Source organism: Variovorax sp. M-6, from assembly GCF_052114385.1.
Taxonomy (GTDB): Bacteria; Pseudomonadota; Gammaproteobacteria; order Burkholderiales; family Burkholderiaceae_C; genus Variovorax.
This window is the reverse complement of record NZ_JBFREQ010000031.1, coordinates 17,776-35,324: the sequence shown is the minus strand read 5'-3', so window position 1 is coordinate 35,324 and position 17,549 is coordinate 17,776. Positions and strand designations below refer to the sequence as shown.

General features: G+C 69.8%; 15 protein-coding genes. 6 read left to right on the top strand and 9 right to left on the bottom strand.

Translation table 11 applies throughout. The features are described from left to right. Nucleotides 1-170: 170 nt before the first annotated feature. The 4 genes from AB4Z46_RS27570 to AB4Z46_RS27555 are packed head-to-tail and all read left to right on the top strand — an operon-like array spanning nt 171 to nt 4,947. Nucleotides 171-611, top strand: coding sequence for a nuclear transport factor 2 family protein (locus AB4Z46_RS27570; protein ID WP_442286743.1), 441 nt, complete (start codon nt 171-173; stop codon nt 609-611). 10 nt (nt 612-621) lie between these two features. Next, complete coding sequence (locus tag AB4Z46_RS27565) at nt 622-2,328, top strand: FAD-dependent monooxygenase (RefSeq protein ID WP_442286742.1); 1,707 nt, start codon at nt 622-624, stop codon at nt 2,326-2,328. Nucleotides 2,329-2,373: 45 nt separating this feature from the next. After that, nucleotides 2,374-4,056 (top strand): thiamine pyrophosphate-dependent enzyme, encoded by a 1,683-nt coding sequence (locus AB4Z46_RS27560; RefSeq protein ID WP_442286741.1) that lies wholly within the window; start codon nt 2,374-2,376, stop codon nt 4,054-4,056. Between the two features lie 27 nt (nt 4,057-4,083). After that, a complete protein-coding gene (locus AB4Z46_RS27555; protein ID WP_442286740.1) occupies nt 4,084-4,947 on the top strand; it encodes a fumarylacetoacetate hydrolase family protein in 864 nt (287 codons plus the stop codon). On the opposite strand, the gene AB4Z46_RS27550 is transcribed toward AB4Z46_RS27555, so the two are convergent. Then, nucleotides 4,933-5,661, bottom strand: a complete 729-nt coding sequence (locus tag AB4Z46_RS27550; RefSeq protein ID WP_442286739.1) for a GntR family transcriptional regulator — start codon at nt 5,659-5,661, stop codon at nt 4,933-4,935. The genes AB4Z46_RS27555 and AB4Z46_RS27550 overlap by 15 nt on opposite strands. A gap of 175 nt (nt 5,662-5,836) precedes the next feature. On the opposite strand from AB4Z46_RS27550, the gene AB4Z46_RS27545 reads away from it, so the two are divergent. Beyond that, on the top strand, nt 5,837-6,217 hold the full coding sequence (locus tag AB4Z46_RS27545) for a glutaredoxin domain-containing protein (RefSeq protein ID WP_442286738.1): 381 nt from the start codon (nt 5,837-5,839) through the stop codon (nt 6,215-6,217). A gap of 12 nt (nt 6,218-6,229) precedes the next feature. Here the strand turns inward: AB4Z46_RS27545 and AB4Z46_RS27540 are convergent, their stop codons facing one another. The 8 genes from AB4Z46_RS27540 to AB4Z46_RS27505 form a co-directional block, all read right to left on the bottom strand. Continuing rightward, a complete protein-coding gene (locus tag AB4Z46_RS27540) occupies nt 6,230-7,534 on the bottom strand; it encodes an NAD(P)/FAD-dependent oxidoreductase (protein WP_442286737.1) in 1,305 nt (434 codons plus the stop codon). Beyond that, a complete protein-coding gene (locus AB4Z46_RS27535) occupies nt 7,531-9,162 on the bottom strand; it encodes a GMC family oxidoreductase (protein ID WP_442286736.1) in 1,632 nt (543 codons plus the stop codon). Before AB4Z46_RS27535 ends, AB4Z46_RS27540 begins: the two co-directional genes overlap by 4 nt. A 15-nt stretch (nt 9,163-9,177) precedes the next feature. Next, nucleotides 9,178-10,005 carry an ABC transporter permease gene (locus AB4Z46_RS27530; protein WP_442286735.1) on the bottom strand — a complete coding sequence of 276 codons (828 nt, stop codon included), beginning with the start codon at nt 10,003-10,005 and terminating at the stop codon, nt 9,178-9,180. Further along, nucleotides 10,002-10,934 (bottom strand): ABC transporter permease, encoded by a 933-nt coding sequence (locus AB4Z46_RS27525; RefSeq protein ID WP_442286734.1) that lies wholly within the window; start codon nt 10,932-10,934, stop codon nt 10,002-10,004. Before AB4Z46_RS27525 ends, AB4Z46_RS27530 begins: the two co-directional genes overlap by 4 nt. Beyond that, nucleotides 10,931-12,025, bottom strand: a complete 1,095-nt coding sequence (locus tag AB4Z46_RS27520) for an ABC transporter ATP-binding protein (protein ID WP_442286733.1) — start codon at nt 12,023-12,025, stop codon at nt 10,931-10,933. The genes AB4Z46_RS27525 and AB4Z46_RS27520 overlap by 4 nt, the downstream gene beginning before the upstream one ends. 83 nt (nt 12,026-12,108) lie before the next feature. Further along, a complete protein-coding gene (locus AB4Z46_RS27515) occupies nt 12,109-13,176 on the bottom strand; it encodes an ABC transporter substrate-binding protein (RefSeq protein ID WP_442286732.1) in 1,068 nt (355 codons plus the stop codon). A gap of 113 nt (nt 13,177-13,289) precedes the next feature. Continuing rightward, complete coding sequence (locus AB4Z46_RS27510) at nt 13,290-14,786, bottom strand: aldehyde dehydrogenase family protein (protein ID WP_442286731.1); 1,497 nt, start codon at nt 14,784-14,786, stop codon at nt 13,290-13,292. Continuing rightward, nucleotides 14,783-15,889: a mandelate racemase/muconate lactonizing enzyme family protein gene (locus AB4Z46_RS27505; RefSeq protein WP_442286730.1), complete on the bottom strand. Its 1,107-nt coding sequence runs from the start codon at nt 15,887-15,889 to the stop codon at nt 14,783-14,785. Before AB4Z46_RS27505 ends, AB4Z46_RS27510 begins: the two co-directional genes overlap by 4 nt. Before the next feature lie 119 nt (nt 15,890-16,008). Here AB4Z46_RS27505 and pdxR point away from each other — a divergent pair, with 119 nt between their 5' ends. After that, nucleotides 16,009-17,529, top strand: coding sequence for a MocR-like pyridoxine biosynthesis transcription factor PdxR (gene pdxR, locus AB4Z46_RS27500; protein ID WP_442286729.1), 1,521 nt, complete (start codon nt 16,009-16,011; stop codon nt 17,527-17,529). The last annotated feature ends 20 nt before the right edge of the window (nt 17,530-17,549 follow it).

The window sequence follows — 17,549 nt, the reverse complement described above, 5'->3', positions numbered from 1 at the left end:
GCTGACGCCGGAGAAAATCGCTCTCATGCATGCATGTAGACACTATATTCCAGTCTAAGCGGCGTTATGAATTAGGGTTTACCAGATTTATCAGCGGGTTGCGGCGCGTCCAATCGCATGCCACACTTCATCATGCATGCATGAAGCAAGAAACCCAAATGGAAAAATCAATGGATAACCAACAATCCGTGCCCATCGCGGCCGCCTGCGGCCAGTTGGCCCAAACATTCGCCTACGGCGTGGACCGCGGAGACATCGAGTCGGTCGTGGCCCTGTTCACGGCCGACGCCACCTTCGAGCGCCGCGGCGAGGTTCTGCACGGCCAGGACCAGATCCGCGCCGCGTTGAACCAGCGCTCGCGCTCGGTGCTCACGCGCCACCTGTGCTCGCCCTGCTGTGTCGAGGTGCTGTCGCCCGACCAGGCGCGCGGCATCACCTACTTCCAGTTCCATCGCCATGAATGGCCGGCCGGTGCGCCCGCCGAGGGCGAGGTCGCTCCGCTGGGCGCGGCGCAGGCCATCGGCGAATACCACGACGAGTTCGTGCGCACCGCGGACGGCTGGCGCATCCGCATGCGCGTCGCGCGCACGGTGTTGCGGCAAGCGGCCTGAGGCGATGACGATGAACACCTCCACGCGCCTCAAAGAGCACTACCCCGTCGTCATCGTCGGTGCCGGTCCGGTCGGCCTGTGCCTGGCCATCGAACTGGGACGGCGCGGCGTCGACTGCCTGATCGTCGACAAGGGCGACGGCAGCAACAACCATCCGCGTGCCAATGTCGTGAGCGCGCGCAGCCTCGAGCATTTCCGCCGCTGGGGCATCGACGACCAGGTCACGGCCGCGGGCCTGCCCCTGGACTACCCGACCAACGTGGTCTTCACGACCCGGCTGTTCGACCACGAGATCACCCGCTTTTCCTTTCCGTCGATCGCCGACGCGCGAAACGCCGATGCGGCCCTGCTCGCGCAGCACCCGGACATCGCGCTCTCGCCCTACTACAAGACGGCCGTGGGGCAGAACCACATCGAGCCGGTGCTGCGCGCGCACCTGGCCACGCTGCCGAACGTCGAACTGCGGCTCGGCTGGGAGCTGCAGCAGCTGGACCCGGGCGTGGCCGGCGGCGCACCGGCCCGCTGCGAATTCACGCACGGGAACGGCGAGCGCGCCACGGTCACGGCCGACCACGTGGCCGGCTGCGACGGCGCGCGCAGCATGGTGCGCCAGTTGCTCGACATCGGCATGGAAGGCAAGCCTTCGCTGGGCCAGATGATCGGCGTCTACATCCGCGCGCCGGGGCTGGTGGAGCGCTTCGGGCGCGGCGGCGCCATTCTCTACTGGACCCTGGCGCCCAAGGCCACGGGCGTGTTCATCGCCATCGACGGCCGTGAAGAATGGGTGCTCCAGCGCCACCTGCGCGAAGGCGAGCGCGTCGAGGACTTCGATCCGCGCCAGGCGGTCATCGACTCGATGGGGGGCGACTTTCCCTTCGAGATCCTCTCGGTCCAGCCCTGGATGCCGCGCCAGCTCGTGGCCGACCGCTACCGCCAGGGGCGCACCTTCGTCGCCGGCGATGCGGCGCACCTGCTCTCGCCCACCGGCGGCTTCGGCATGAACACCGGCATCGGCGATGCGGTCGACCTGGGCTGGAAGCTGGCCGCGGTGCACCAGGGGTGGGGCGGCGAAACGCTGCTCGACAGCTACGGCATCGAACGCCGGCCGATCGGCTGGCGCAATGCCATCGAAGCCACCGACAACCGCGTCCACATCCAGGCCTCGTCGGCGCCCCCGCCCGAGCTCGAGGACAACGGCGAGGCCGGCCAGCGCCTGCGCGCCGAATGGGCCGAACGCATCCAGCACCAGCGCAAGCACTTCGCCGCCATCGGCATCCACCTGGGCTACCGCTACGAAGGCTCCCCGGTGATCCTGGCCGACGGCACGCCGGCGCCGCCGGACGACCCGATGCACTACGTGCCCGTGGCGCGTCCCGGATCGCGCGCGCCGCATCTGTGGCTCGCGCCCGGCGAGTCGGTACTGGACCGCCTCGGCCCGGGCTTCAGCCTGCTGTGCCTCGGCGTGCCGACCGCCGGCGCGCATGCCTTCGACTGTGCCGCCCGCGGGCTGAACATCCCGCTGACGCTGGTGGGCCTCGCCGATCCGGCGGTGCTCGCGCTCTATGAACGCCGCTATGTCCTGGTGCGCCCCGACGGCCATGTGGCCTGGCGCGGCGATGCGCTGCCCGCCGACCCGCAGCGCATCCTGGCCACGGCCACGGGCCGAAGCACCCAGGCCCAGCCCGCCGCCCGCCAGGCCGAAGAGGCCAGTGCATGAGTCCGCTCGCCCTCCATCCCGTCTTTTCCACCATCGATCCCACCCATGCGCATTGACCCCCTTGCCCCGCCCGCCTCGGCGGCCGTGCTGATCGCGCGCACGTTGCGCGCGCATGCCGTCGACCGCATCTTCTGCGTGCCCGGCGAGAGCTTCCTGCCGCTGCTCGACGCCCTGCGCGACCAGCCCTCCATCGACCTCGTGACCTGCCGGCACGAAGGCTCGGCGGCCCTGGCCGCGGTGGCCGACGGACGCCTCACGGGCCGCCCCGGCGTGCTCGCCGTCAGCCGCGGTCCCGGCACCTCCAACGCGATGATCGGCATCCATGCGGCGCAGCAGGATGCGATTCCGCTGGTCGTTCTGATCGGCCAGGTCGACCGGCCCAACCTCGGCCGCGGCGCCTTTCAGGAGATGGACTACCAGAGCCTCTTCTCGGGCATCGCCAAATGGGTCGGCGAGGTCTCGGACGCCGCGCGGGCCGCGGAGGTGGTGGGCCGCGCCTTCGCCGCCGCGACCACCGGCACGCCGGGGCCGGCCATCGTCGTGCTGCCTGAAGACATGCTCGAAGACCTCACCGGCGCGCCGGCGCTGGCGCCGCTGCCGCGCGTGCGCAGCGCCGTCTGCGTCGATGCGCTTGCCCAGGTGCGCGAACGCCTCGCCCAGGCGAAGCGCCCGCTCGCGATCGTCGGCAGCCAATGCCGCCAGCCGGCGTTCCGCGCCGCGCTGCGGCAGCTCAGCGAGGCCTGGGCACTCCCGGTGGCCGTCACGAACAAGAACCAGGACCTGTTCCCCAACGACCACCCGCACTGGTTCGGGCACCTGGGCTTCTTCGTCGACCCGCAGGCCGCGGCCCTGATGGCCGAAGCCGACCTGGTGCTCGCCATCGGCACGCGCCTGGGCGACGTGGCCTCGCAGGGCTACAGGTTCCCCGCGCTCGCGCCCGCCACGCGCGCCCTGGTCCATGTGCACCCCGACCCGGGCGTGCTGAACCGTCTGCATGCACCCGAGGTGGCGATCGCCGCATCGGGCGACGACTTCGTGCGGGCCCTGCTCGCGCTCGCCCCGCCCGCGGCGCCGGATCGTGCCGCGTGGATCGAGGCCGTGGGCCGATGCCGCCACGCGCAGCAAACGCTGACGGTCAACGAGGACGACGGGCAGGGCCTGGACTTCGGTGCCGTGGTGCAGGCCGTCGAACGCCACCTGCGCGGCGACGCCGTGGTCTCGATGGATGCGGGCAATTTCTCGAGCTGGGTGCATCGCGCGCTGCAGTTCCAGCCTGCGCAGCAGATGGTCGCGGCCGCCTGCGGCGCCATGGGCATGGCCGTACCGGGCGCGCTGGCGGCCGCGCTCAGGCATCCGGATCGGCAGGTCGTCGCGTTCTGCGGCGACGGCGGCTTCCTGATGACCGGCAACGAACTCGCGACCGCCGTGGCGCGCCGCGCGCAACCGAAGATCTTCATCGCCAACAACGGCAGCTACGGCACGATCCGCACGTACCAGGAACGCGCCTATCCGGGGCGCCCGATCGGCACCGACCTCGGCAATCCGGACTTCGCCCGGCTGGCCGATGCCTTCGGCGCCACGGGCATCCGCATCGAGCGCCTGGCGCAGGTCGACGAGGCCGTGGCACGCGCGCTCGCGACGCCAGGCCCGGTCGTGGTCGACGTGCGCTGCAACCTCGAATACCTGATGCCGGGTCTGCGCCTGAGCGCGCTCGCCCGCGCCGCCTGAACCCGATCCCGGAAGGACCTCACGGACATGAAACTCTCAAGCTACCTGATCGACGGCCAGCCCTCCTACGGCATCGTGCGGGAGGGCGGCGTGATCGATGTGCCCCGCCATCTGCCGACGGCGCCGGCCAGCCTCGCCGAAGCCCTCGCGCCCGCGGGCCTGCAGGCGATGCGCGCACTGGCGTCGCGTCCCACCGACTTCGCGCTCTCGCAACTGGTGCTGCTCCCGCCGGTCGCCTCCGACAAGATCTTCGGCGTGCTGCTGAACTACGAATCGGCCCGCATCGCCCAGGGCCGGCCCAAGCTGCAGTACCCGCACCTGACGACCCGTTTCGCCGATGCGCACGTGGGCAGCGGATCGGCGCTCGTCAGCCCGGCGATCAGCCGCGAATTCGACTTCGAAGGCGAGATCGCGGTGGTCATCGGCAAGGGCGGGCGCCACATCGCGGCGGCCGACGCCTGGGACTGCGTGGCCGGTCTCAGCGCCTACAACGACGCGACGCCGCGCGACTGGATGCGCCACAGCCGCCATTTCACGGCCGCGAAGAACTTCCCGCGCACGGCCGGCTTCGGCCCCTGGATCGCGACGCTCGACGAGTTCGAGGACCTGTCGCGCGTGGGCCTGTCGACGCGGCTCAACGGCCAGCAGATGCAGCAAGGCACGCTCGGCGACCTGAGCTTCGGCGTGCCGGAGCTGATCGCCTACATCTCCACCTTCACCGCGCTGCGGCCCGGCGACGTGATCGCCACCGGCACGCCGGCCGGGTCGGGCTACAAGTGCATGCCGCCGCGCTTCCTGCAGCCCGGCGACGTGGTCGAGGTGGAGGTCGACGGCGTCGGCACGCTGGTCAACACGGTGGCGTCGGAAGCGGCCTCGTCAGGGCGCGACTAGTTTCACCGCGCCCACGGCCGCGCCATCGCCGCCGCCTGCCATCGACTCGAGGAAGCGGCGCAGCCCCTGCTCGCCCTGGTGCACGTGCTCCTGCATCAGGAAGTCGGCGCGCTCGGGCTGCCGGCGCTCGATCGCATCGAGCACCAGGCGGTGCATCACCAGCGATTCCGAGATCAGCTGCGCGATCCGGTCGATGTTGCCGTAGGTGGCCGCGATGTGGCGCGGCGCCACCAGCGGGATCGAGGCGAACTGCTGCGCGAAGCGCTGCAGCGTCTCGTTGCCGCAGGCCTCGACGATCTTCTCGTGGAAATCGCCGTTGAGATCGCACCACCGGCGAACATCGTCCACCGCCAGCGACCCGAGGCGCGTGAGCTGCGTGGTCTGCTCGATGTTCAGGTGCAAGGCCTCCAGCACCTGCGCCGAGGCACCGTTCTCGGCCACGGTGCGGCAGGCCATGCTCTCGAGCCGGCCTCGAACGGCCACGCCGTCCGTGATCTCCTTGATCGAGAAGCTCCTGACGATGAACCCGCTCTTGGGCGTGTAGCGCAGCAGCCCTTCCTGCGCCAGCGCGCCGAGCGCGAGCCGCACCGGGGTGCGCGAGACGCCCAGCTGCTCCGAGAGGCTCACCTCCATCAGGTGCGACCCCGGCAGGAATTCGCCGTTGAGGATCAGTTCGCGCAGTTTGAGGAGCACGAGCTCCGCTTGAGTAATCATGAAAGACGCCAGATCAGGTTCGTTCGATCGGCGAGCTTATTACGCATTTCCGCCGGAATGGGGTCGGGGGCGAGATTATCGACAGCGCAGCGAGTGGCGCAAAATCGCCCGCGCCCCGAGGGCCCAAGCGATCCGGAACGGATTCAGTCCTCGCAAACCAGAGAAAGAGTCACCCATGTCCCGTCCCGTCCTAGACGAAGCCCACATCCATCCCGCCATCCGCACCAAGCTGGCCGAAAACCGGCTGGCCATCGTGCGCGAAGTCATGGATGCGATCGAGGCCAACGACGTCGTCGTGGTCGGCATGGCGATGAACCCGTTTCCGAGGAAGGCGCGCAAGATCCTCGACCAGGCGAAGCAGCCCTATCGCTACCTCGAATACGGCAGCTACCTGAGCCGCTGGCGCGAGCGCAATGCGCTCAAGATGTGGACCGGCTGGCCGACCATCCCGATGGTGTTCGTCAAGGGCGTGCTGGTCGGCGGCGCGACCGATCTTCAGAAGCTGGTCGACAGCGGCGAGTTGAAGACTCTGCTTCGCGGCAGCACCGCGGCCTGAAATCGCAACGGGCTAGAACGAACAGCGGTCGCGCCAGCGGTAGTAGAGCACCGACGGCGCCAGAAACCAGGGGTTCCCGCTGTACAGCGGCCGGGTCTGGAAGGCCAGGCCGTCGAGCGCGGTGCGGCCCTCGGCGAGGCCCAGCACCTGCTGGCCCACGCGCATGCCGAAGTAGCTCGAGGTGCCCACGCCGGCGCCGCAGTAGCCCATCGCGTAGTGCATGCCGTCGTGCTTGCCCACATGCATCAGCTCGTCGAAGGTGTAGGCCACGAAGCCGCACCACGAATGGCTGATGCGCGTGCCCGCGAGTTCGGGGAACACCTTCGCCATGTCGGCGTGCAGCCGGGGAGCGCTCGCGCGCGGGTCGGTCTCCTGGTGCGAGACGCGGCCGCCGAACAGGATGCGCCTGCGGTCCGGCGAGGCCCGGTAGTAGTAGACGACCTTGCGCGTGTCGCTGACGATCCGGTTCTTCGGGATCAGGCGGTCCATCAGGCCCGGCGGCAGTTCCTCGGTCGCGATCATGTAGCTGCCGATCGGGATCACGCGGCGCTGCAGCCAGGGCGTGGCGGCGCCGGTGTAGCCGTTGGTCGCCACCACCACGTCGCGCGCCAGCACGTTGCCGCGCGCGGTATGCACCAGAAAACGGTCGCCCTGCCTCTCGATGCGCGCCACCGGCGTGCGCGGCGCCACCTGAACGCCGGCCTCCAGCGCGCGCTCCAGCAGGCCCTGGTGATAGCGCGCCGGATGCACCGAGCAATGTTGCGTGTACACCGCCCCGCCCCAGTACGCGTCGGAGCCGAGCTCACTGCGCTGTTCGGCCCGCGGCACCATGTGGGCCTCGACCTCCAGGCCCTTGGGCTGCGCGCCGACCCTGCGGGCCAAGGCCTCGTACTGCACGGCGTTGTGCGCCGCATGGAAGCGGCCGACGGCGCCGAAGTCGCAGTCGATCCGTTCGCTGCGGATGAAGTCGCCGATGAAGGCCAGCGAGCGCTGCCCTTCCTTCAGGATCTCGAAGGCCCGCGTCGCGCCGTGCCGGCGCGCCAGCGGGTCGAAGCCGGGCTTGATGCTGGTCGACACCTGGCCGCCGTTGCGCGTGCTGCAGCCCCAGCCGGCCTCTTCCGCATCGAGCACCAGCGTGGATCGCTGGCCGCGCGCAGTCTGCAGCGCCGCATGCAGGCCGGTGTAGCCGGCGCCGACGACCGCCACGTCTACCGCGCCGGGCAGGGCCGCCTCGACGATCGCCGGACGCGGCACGTCGTCCCACCAGTAGGGCGCCAGCTTGCAGTCGGCCAGGAGATCGTTGACGGGGTGGTTCATCGAAGGCTCTGTTCCTCGTGATCGGCCAGGACCCCGGCGGCGGCCTTCTCGGCCAGCATGAGGGTCGGCGCGTTGGTGTTGCCCGAGGGCAGCGTCGGAAATGCGGAGGCATCGATCACGCGCAGCCGCTGCACCCCGTGCACCTGCAGGTGGCGGTCGACCACCGAATCCGCCGGATCGGGGCCCATGCGGCAGGTGCCCACCGGATGAAAGACGGTCGAGGCCCGCTGGCGGATGTCCTCGACCATCTGCTCGCGCGAGCGGACCTGTACTCCCGGCATCAGCTCGCTCTCGATCACCGCGCTCAAGGCCGGCGTCGCCGCGAGCCGGCGCAGGAACTGGCTTGCCTCGAGCATCTCCTGGCGGTCGCTCTCGGTGTCCAGCGAACAGGGCGTGATGACCGGCGCCGCCAGCGGGTCGGGACCCCGCAGCTGCAGGTAGCCCCGGCTGGTCGGCTTGCACGGCTGGGCGCCGAGCAGAAAGCCGGGATAGGGGTCGGGACGCATCAGTTCGCGCTTGCCCGCCCGGGCCCGCAGATAGCTCAACGGAGAAAAATAGAGCTGCAGGTTGGGCCGCGCCAGCCCGGGGCGCGAGCGCACGAAGCCGCCGCCCTGGTTCACGCTGAGGGCCAGCGGCCCGCTGCGGGCCGCCAGATAGCGCAGGCCCGCCCAGAGCTTGGCACCCCAGGGCCCGAGCTCCGTGTTGAGGGTGGGCACCCGCGAGCGGTAGAGATGGTCGATGCACAGGTGGTCCTGCAGGTTCCGCCCCACTGCGCTCCGGTCGGCCACGACGGGGATGCCGTGCGCCTGCAGCTGGGCGGCCGGGCCGACGCCCGACAGCATGAGCAACTGCGGGGAGTTGATCGCGCCCGCCGAAAGGATGACCTCGCGCCGGGCGCGGACCTCATGCGCTTGACCGCCCATCAGATAGCGCACGCCGGTCGCCTGCGTGTCGGAAAACAGGATGCGCGTCGCCTGCGCACCGGTCCGCACGGTCAGCGCGGCGCGCTTCATCGCCGGATGCAGGTAGGCCGTGCTGGCCGATTCGCGCAGTCCGTCGCGGGTCGTGATCTGGTAGGTGCCGACGCCCTCGATGCTGGCCCCGTTCAGGTCGCCGTTGAGCGCCAGGCCGAGCTCCGTGCCGGCGCGCAGATAGACCTGGCACAGCGGGTGGACCGCCCGCGAGACGTCGCTGACATGCAGCGGCCCGCCAGCGCCGCGCCAGGCGCTGGGACCGTGGTCGCTGTCCTCGAGCTTCTTGAACCAGGGCAGCACGTCGTCCCAGCCCCAGCCGGCATTCCCCATGGCGGCCCATTCGTCGAAGTCGGCGGGCTGGCCGCGCACGAACACCATCGCGTTGATGGTGCTGGAGCCCCCGAGCACCTTGCCGCGCGGCCAATAGCCTTCGCGCCCGGCCAGGCCGGCATCGGCGGCGGTGCGGTACATCCAGTTGACCGAGGGGTTGTAGAACGAGGTGCCGTAGCCGATCGGCACCTTGAGCCAGAAGCGCCGGTCGCTGCCGCCCGCCTCCAGCAGAAGTACGCTATGGCGCCCCGACGCCGTCAGGCGATGGGCCAGCACGCAGCCCGCCGAGCCCGCGCCGATGACGATGAAATCGAATTCCGTCACGAAGCGGCAGCGCCTTCAGTGCGCATCGCGCTTGCCCACGAACTGCGTGAACACCAGCAGCAGCGAGGTCACGGCGATGATCAGCGTGGAAATGGCGCCGATGGTCGGATCGACCTGGTCGCGCAGCGCATTGAACATGTTGCGCGTCAGGGTCGAGTGGTCGCCGCCCGAGACGAACAGCGACACGATGACCTCGTCGAACGAGGTGAGAAAGGCCAGCACCGCCGCGGTCACGACGCTGAAGCGGATCTGCGGCAGGGTCACCAGCCAGAACGCGCGGGCGCGCGAGGCGCCCAGACTGCGCGCCACCAGTTCCTGGTTCAGGTCGAAGGACTTCAGCGCCGACGCCACGACCATCATCACCACCGGCACCGCCAGCATGCTGTGCGCGAGCGCCAGGCCCAGCAGCGTGTTGACCATCTTGAGCTTCACGTAGGCGTAGAACACGCCGATGCCGATCAGGATCACCGGAACGACCATCGGCGTCAGCAGCAGCATCGTCATCGGCCCCGCGAAGCGCCAGCGCGAGGCGTGCAGGCCATAGGCCGCCATGGTGCCGAGCGGCGTGGCCACCAGCGTGGTCAGCGCGGCCGCCTTGAACGAGGTGGCGGTCGCCTGCATCCAGGACGACGAGGCGAAGTAGCTCGCATACCAGCGGATGGACCATTCGCGCGGCGGGAACTCCAGGTACTGCGAGGCCGAGAACGACATCGGAATCACGATCAGGGTCGGGATCACCAGGAACAGCATCACGAGCGCCGCCAGCGCGTAGAGCCACAGGCGCTGGCCGCGAGTGACCTGGGTCTGCGTGACGGGATGCCTGAGCCACTCGCGCATGCTCATCGCGCCTCCTGCCCGCCGAGCAGTCCGCGCGCGCCCATCAGCCTGGATGCGGCCAGGATCACCGCCACCGTGAGCACCAGCAGCACCACGCCCAGCGCGCTGGCCGCACCCCAGTTGAAGAACACCTCGATGTCGTTGGCGATGCGGCTCGACACCATGATCACCTTGCCCCCGCCGAGCACGGCCGGCGTGATGTAGAAGCCCAGGCACAGGATGAAGACGATCACGGCGCCGCTGGTCAGCCCGGGCAGCGACAGCGGCAGGAACACCAGCCAGAAGCTGCGCGCCGGCGAAGCGCCCAGGTTGGCCGCGGCCTTGAGGTAGTCGCGGTCGATGGCGCGCATGCCCGAGTACAGCGGAAGAATCAGGAACGGCAGCATCACGTGCACGGTGCCGATCAGCGTGCCGGTCAGGTTGTGGACCAGCGCCAGCGGCTCGTCCCACCAGCCCAGCGCGATGCCCCAGCCGTTGATCAGCCCCTTGCGCTGCAGCAGCACCAGCCAGGCATAGGTGCGCACCAGCAGCGAGGTCCACAGCGGCAGCAGCACCGCGATCATGCAGAGGTTGGCCGCGCGCCGCGGCAGTTCGGACAGGCAATAGGCCAGCGGATAGCCGATCAGCATGCAGAGGCCGGTGGTCATCAGGCTGACCTGGAAGGTGGTGGCGAAGGTGCGCCAGTACGAGGGCTGCTCCCACATCCGCTGGTAGTGCTCGAAGCTCCACTGGCCGGTGTCGGACAGCAGCGACAGGTAGAACAGCCAGCCCACCGGCGCCAGCATCGTGACGGCGATCAGCAGCAACGCCGGCGCCAACAGCCCCAGCAGTCCCAGCCGTTCCCATTGCGCGACGCGGCGCAGCGCGTGCGCGTTCGGCTGCGCGATGGGCTGCGCGCGGGTCTGCTCGGCCCGCGCGGCGGCCAACGCCGTCATGCCGCCGAACCTTCGGCCGGCAGCAACACGGTGTCCTGCGGACTCAAGCCCAGCCGCACCGGGGCGCCCGGCTCCGGCGCGGACTTGCCCGTGCCGTGCGTGGCATGCCGCAACCAGACCATCGTGCCGTCGTCGAGCGCCACATGCAGCAGCGCGCTGTCGCCCTGGTAGACCTGCGCCACCAGCCGGCCGCCGAAGACGTTGAGGCCGTCGGCGGCCTCCGCCTGCCCCGCGTCCAGCAGTTGCAGCCGCTCGGGCCGCAGCATCAAGAGCCGCGCGCCATCGACGCCCGGATGCTCGGCGGCGCGCAGCGCGCGCTCGGCCAGCCGGACCTGCCCCTGCACCACCGTCACCGGCACGAAGGTCGATTCGCCGATGAACTCGGCCACGAAGCGATGCGCCGGGCGCTCGTAGATCGCGCGCGGCGTGTCGAGCTGCACGATGCGCCCGCCATTGACGACCGCGATGCGGTCCGACATGGTCAGCGCCTCGCGCTGGTCGTGGGTCACGTAGACCGTGGTCATGCCGAGCTTGTCGTGCAGTTGCCGCAGCTCGATCTGCATGTGCTCGCGCAGCTGCTTGTCGAGCGCCGACAGCGGCTCGTCCATGAGCATGATGCGCGGCTCGAACACCATGGCCCGCGCCAGCGCCACCCGCTGGCGCTGGCCGCCGGACAGTTGGTCGATGCCGCGCGCGCCGAAGCCGGCCAGGCGCACCATGTTGAGCGCCTTCTCGACGCGCTCTGCGCTCTCGCTGCGCGCGACACCGCGCAGCCGCAGCGCGAAAGCCACGTTCTCGGCCACGCTCATGTGCGGGAACAGCGCGTAGTTCTGGAACACCATGCCGACACCCCGCTTGTGCGGGGGCGTGGTGATCATCTCGGCGTCACCGAACTTCAGGCTCCCGTGGTCGGGCCGGGTGAAGCCGGCCAGCACGGTCAGCAGGGTGGTCTTGCCCGACCCCGAAGGCCCGAGCAGCGTGAGGAACTCGCCGCTGCGAATGTCCAGGTCGACATGGTCCAGTGCGAAGACATTGCCGTACTTCTTGGTCACCTGCCGCATCGAGATCGGCAGCGACGAATTGCGCACCATGCATCAACCTGCTTTCTGGAAGAGTAGTCTCCGCCCGTCGCGCGGGCCCCTTGCCGAGTATCGCGGAGCCGAGTCCGCCGGCGCTATTCGGTGAGCATGTTCTGGTACATCTGCGCGGCCCGGGCCTCGTTCTTGAGGTACCAGCCGGCGTCGAGCAGCATCTGCTTCGACACGTTGTCCGGATAGGTGGGCAGCCCCTTGGCCACGACCGGGTCGATCGCGCTGCCTTCGAAGGCCTTCTTGTTGGTGGGCCCGTAGTTGATGTACTTCACCAGCTCGGCCTGGTATTGCGGCTTGCCGATCTCGTTCAGAAACTTCATGGCCAGCGCCTGGTTCGGCGCGCCCTTGGGCACGGCGTAGCAGTCCACATCCAGGATCGCCTGGTTGTAGCCGTACTTGACCTTGCCGCCGTCCTTGATGACGCCGTCGAAGCGGCCGTTCCATCCGGTCACCATGTCGACCTCGCCGTCCTTCATCAGCTGCGCGTGCTGCGCGCCCGACGACCACCAGACGGCGATGTGGGGCTTCAGTTCCTTGATCTTCTTGAGCGCGCGCTCGATGCCGCCAGGGGCGGACAGCACTTCGTAGACCTTCTCGGGCGGCACGCCGTCGGCCATCAGCGCCGGTTCGAGCGAGCCCGCCACGGCGTTGCGGTACGAGCGCTTGCCGGGGAATTTCTTCACGTCCCAGAAGTCGGCCCAGGTCTGCGGCTGCGGGCGGCCGTCCGGATAGGTCTTGGTGTTGAACGCGAACACGTTCGAGAACACCGTGCCGCCGACGCAAAACTCCGACGCCAGCCCGGGACCGAAGGTCGAGACGTCGACCGTCTTGTAGTCGATCGGTTCGAGCAAGCCTTCGGAACCGGCGCGCGCGGCGCTGCCGGCTCCGCTGCCGACGATGTCCCAGGTCACGGCGCCGGCCTTGGCCTTCAGGCGCAGGTCGGCAATGCCGGTGTAGGTTTCTTCCTTGAGCGTGATGCCCAGGGCCTTGGCGGCGGGCGCCCACTTGGCCTTCATCTGCGCCTCCTGGAAGGCGCCGCCGAAGGACACGATGGTCAGTTGCTGCTGCGCGGCGGCCGGATGCGCCAGCAGCACACCCATCGCGACCAGCGCTCCCAGCGTCAGGCGTCTGAAAATCAAAGGGCTCTTCATTGCTTCACTCCTCGTCGGTCGATCTTGCACGGTGTTCCCCCATCGCGGCAGTCTAGAAACCGGGTGGTCGGCCGGACAGTGCCATTCTCGAAACTTCGTCATACCAATTCAGTTCAGGAAATCCTGGCCGCCACGGACTTGATCCGGCTGTAGCTGCGCAAGGCTTCCATGCCTTTTTCGCGGCCGAAGCCCGATCGCCGGTTGCCGCCGAACGGCACCGCGATGCTGCCCGCGAAATACTCGTTGATGAAGATCTGCCCGGCGTCGATGTCGCGCGCCAGCTGGTGCGCCGCCGCGAAGCTGCGCGTGTAGACGCCGGCGACCAGCCCGTAGGCCGTGCCGTTGGCCAATGCCACCGCCTGGGCGAGGTCGTCGAACAGCTGCACCGCCAGGACCGGGCCGAAGATCTCGTCCTGCACCGCCTCGTCCAGCGCGGGCAGGTCGTCGAGGATGGTGGGCGGGTAGAACCAGCCGCGTCCGGTCTGCGGATCGGCGCAGGCCTGTCCTCCCGTGCGCACCCTGACGCCACGCGCGCGCGCCCGGCTCACGTAGCCCGCGATCCTGTCGCGGTGCGCCAGCGAACTCACCGGCCCCATGCCGCAATCGCGCAGGCCGTGCCCCAGCTGCATGGCCTCCGCGCGCGCCTGCAGGCGGTCGACGAAGACCTCGTGGATCTCGCGCGCGATCACCAGGCGCGAGCCCGCCGAGCAGATCTGCCCCGCGTTCTCGTAGATCGCGCCCAGCACGCCTTCGAGGGCCTGCTCGATGTCGCAGTCGGCCAGCACCACGACCGGCGACTTGCCGCCCAGCTCGAGCACCAGCCGCGTGACGTGCGGCGCGGCCGCCTGCATCACGTCGATGCCGGTCGCGACCGAGCCGGTGAAACTGATGTGCTGCACGCCCGGATGCCGGACCAGCGCCGCGCCGGCTGCCGCGCCGGTGCCGGTGACCACGTTGCAGACCCCCGCGGGCAGCCCGGCCTGCGCGCACAGCTCGGCCAGCATCAGCGCGGTCAGCGGCGTCTGCTCGGCCGGTTTCGCCACCACGGTGCAGCCGGCCGCCAGCGCCGGCGCGATGCCGCGCGCCGCAGTCGACAGCGGGTAGTTCCACGGGATGATGTGGGCCGTCACGCCGGCCGGTTCGTTGAGCGTGAAGGCCAGGTGGCCGGTGCCCAGCGGGATGCTGTCGCCCTGGTGCTTGTCGCAGGCCCCCGCGTAGTACTCGAAGGTGGCGGCGGCGCCGGCCACGTCGCCCAGGGCCTCGGACAGCCGCTTGCCGGAGTCCAGGGTCTCGGCCACGGCCAGCCGGTCGGCCGAGGCGCGGATGCGCTCGGCGATGCGCCACAGCAGCCGGCCGCGATCGCCCGGGGCCATGGATCGCCACGGCCCGCGCAAGGCCGCCTGGGCGGCGCGCACCGCGGCGTCCACATCGTCGGCGTCGCCGGCCGCGAAAGTGACAAAGGCCTCGCCGGTCCCCGGATCGAAGGTCTCCATGCGCCCACCGCGGGCCGCGGGGACGAAGCGGCCATCGATGAAGTGCTGGCCCGGCAGACCCGCGATGCGACCGGTGGCCTGCGCTTCGCGCACCAGCGCCTGCAGCCCGGCGTTCACGCGGCGCGCTCCGACACCTGGTAGCGGGACCGGGCCAGCCATGCGGGATCGATCTCCACACCCCAGCCGGGTTCGTCGGGGACCGTGACGTGGCCGTCGCGCACCTCGTACGGCGCATGCACGAACAGGCCCTCCTGCCACGGGTAGTAGTCCGCGCCCTCGATCGAATACTCCAGGTACTTGCCGGCGTTCGGTATCGCCCGCAGCAGGTGCATGGTGAACACCGTGACCATCGACAGGTTGGCGCTGTGCGGCGTGCAGGGCAGGCCCGCGCGCGCGGCCATCGCCGCGACGCGCAGGGTCCGTGCGAGGCCGCCGACGTAGCAGACGTCGGGCTGGACGATGTCCACCGTGTGCGTGTCGATCATGTGCTTCCACATCGGCAGGTAGCAGTCCTGCTCGCCGCCGGTCACGTCGAGCGTCAGCGCCTCGCGCACCTGCTGCGTCTGCTCCAGCTCCCAGTAGGGACAGGGCTCCTCGAAGTGCTCGATGCCCTGGTCTTCCAGCAGGCGGCCGACCTCGATCGCCCGCGCCGGCGAAAAGCCGCTGTTGCCGTCCACCAGCAACGCGGCCGCGTCGCCCAGCGCGCGGCGCATCGCGGGCACGATGTCCTCGGTGCGGCCGGGCCATTCGTCGACGTCGTGCCCGCATTCGGCGCCGACACGGAACTTGAAGGCGTCGAAGCCGTGCGCGTCGCGCAGCCGCAGCATGCGGCGGGCCTCGTCCTGCGGCGTGATGTCGCGCTTCATCGACGAGGCATAGGCGCGCAGCCGGCCCGGCGTGCCGCCCAGCAGCTCGCAGACGCTCCTGCCTTCGCGCTTGCCGCGCAGGTCCCACAGGGCGGTGTCGAGGCCGCCGATCGCGCGGTACAGGTAGGCGCAGGGAAACTTGTGCTCGCGCTCGGCGATGCGGTCGACCAGCGCCTCCAGGTCCTGGCCGCCCTGCCCCAGCGACCAGGGCGCGACCTGCCGGTGCAGCACCTGCGAGGTGATGTCGGCGTTGTACGGCGACACCTGGCCCCAGCCCTGCGCGCCGTCTTCCGCGGTCACGCGGACGAAGCCGACGTGCAGGTTGCAAAAGGTCTCGATCTTCTGGATCTTCATGAAGCTGCGTGCCTGTGCCGGACTGGAAAAATCCGATCGTCCGCGCGAAGTGGCCTGGACGACAGGTCCATTCTGATGTTTGGCTGATACCATTTTGAAAACCACAATCAGGAGACGCGATGGTCAAACGTGCAGGCGGGTCGCTGCTGCTGTCCTTGCGCATCGACCCCGCGTCGCACCAGCCGGTGAGCACCCGGGTCTGCGTCGCGCTGCGCGAGATGATCCTGACCGGCGGCTTCCAGGCCGGTGACCGGCTGCCCGCCAGCCGCACCCTGGCGCGCGACCTCGGCGTTTCGCGCACGACGGTGATCGAGGTGTTCGACCGGCTCGCCGCCGAGGGACTGGTCGAGTCGCGCACCGGTGCCGGCACCTTCGTCAGCGCCGCCCTGGGCGCGAGCCGTCCGATGCCGGCCCGATCGCAGGCCGCGGCCGTGCGGCCGGCGGCGCCGGTGCTGTCGACGGTGATGACGCAGGCGGTGCAGCGCTTCGGCACGCGGCAACGGCTGCCGCACGTGGCGCGCGCCTTCACCACGGCGCTGCCGGCCTTCGACGCATTCCCGGTCGCACAGTGGGCGCGGCTGTCGGCCAAGTACCTGCGCGGCGGGCGCGACGAGCTGATGGGCTATGGCGACCCGAACGGCTCGGTGCAACTGCGGCGCGCCATCGCCTCGCACCTGCGCGCCAACCGCGGCATCACCTGCGACCCGGAGCAGCTGTTCATCGTCGGCGGCGCCCAGCAGGCGTTTCACCTGATCGGCTCGACGCTGCTGAATCCGGGCGACAAGATCTGGTTCGAGAACCCCGGCGCCATCGGCGCCCGCAACAGCCTGATCGCCACCGGTGCCGAACTGGTGCCGGTGCCGGTCGACGACGAAGGCCTGCGCGTCGACGAGGGCCTGCGACTGGCACCACGCTTCCGGCTGGCCTTCGTGACGCCTTCGCACCAGCAGCCGCTGGGCAGCGTGATGAGCCTGGAGCGCCGCTTCGCGCTGCTGCATGCCGCCGAGCGGGCGGGCGCCTGGATCATCGAGGACGACTACGACGGCGAGTTCTTCTTCGGCGGCCGGCCGCTGCCGACGCTCAAGAGCGTGGACACGACCGGCCTGGTGATCTACGTCGGCACCTTCAGCAAATCGCTGTTTCCGGCGCTGCGGCTGGGCTATCTGCTGGCGCCGCCGGCCCTGGTCGACACCTTTCGCACGATCATGAGCCACTTCCTACAGGGCGTGCCGTCGCACACCCAGGCCGTGGTGGCCGAGTTCATCGACGAGGGCCATTTCTCGGCCCATCTGCGCCGCATGCGTCACCTGTACCTGGAGCGCTACGAGGCCCTGGCCGAAGCCTGCCAGCGGTGCCTCGCCGGCCTGCTCGACCTCGTGCCGACGCACGGCGGCCTGCACACCATCGCACGGCTGCCGGCACAGGTGTCCGAGACCGCGGCGGCGCACGAAGCCGACCTGCGCCAGGTCAGCACCTCGCCCATCGGCCGCTTCGCGATCACGCCGGTCAGCGACAACGGCCTGGTGCTGGGCTTCGGCAGCGTGCCGGCGGCGGCCATCGATGCAGGCGTTCGCATGCTGGGCGAGGTGCTGGAATCCAAGGCGCTGAAAGACCGCTCGCGCACCGCCTCTGCCGCGTGAGGGTGCTTGTCTTTCCGGCC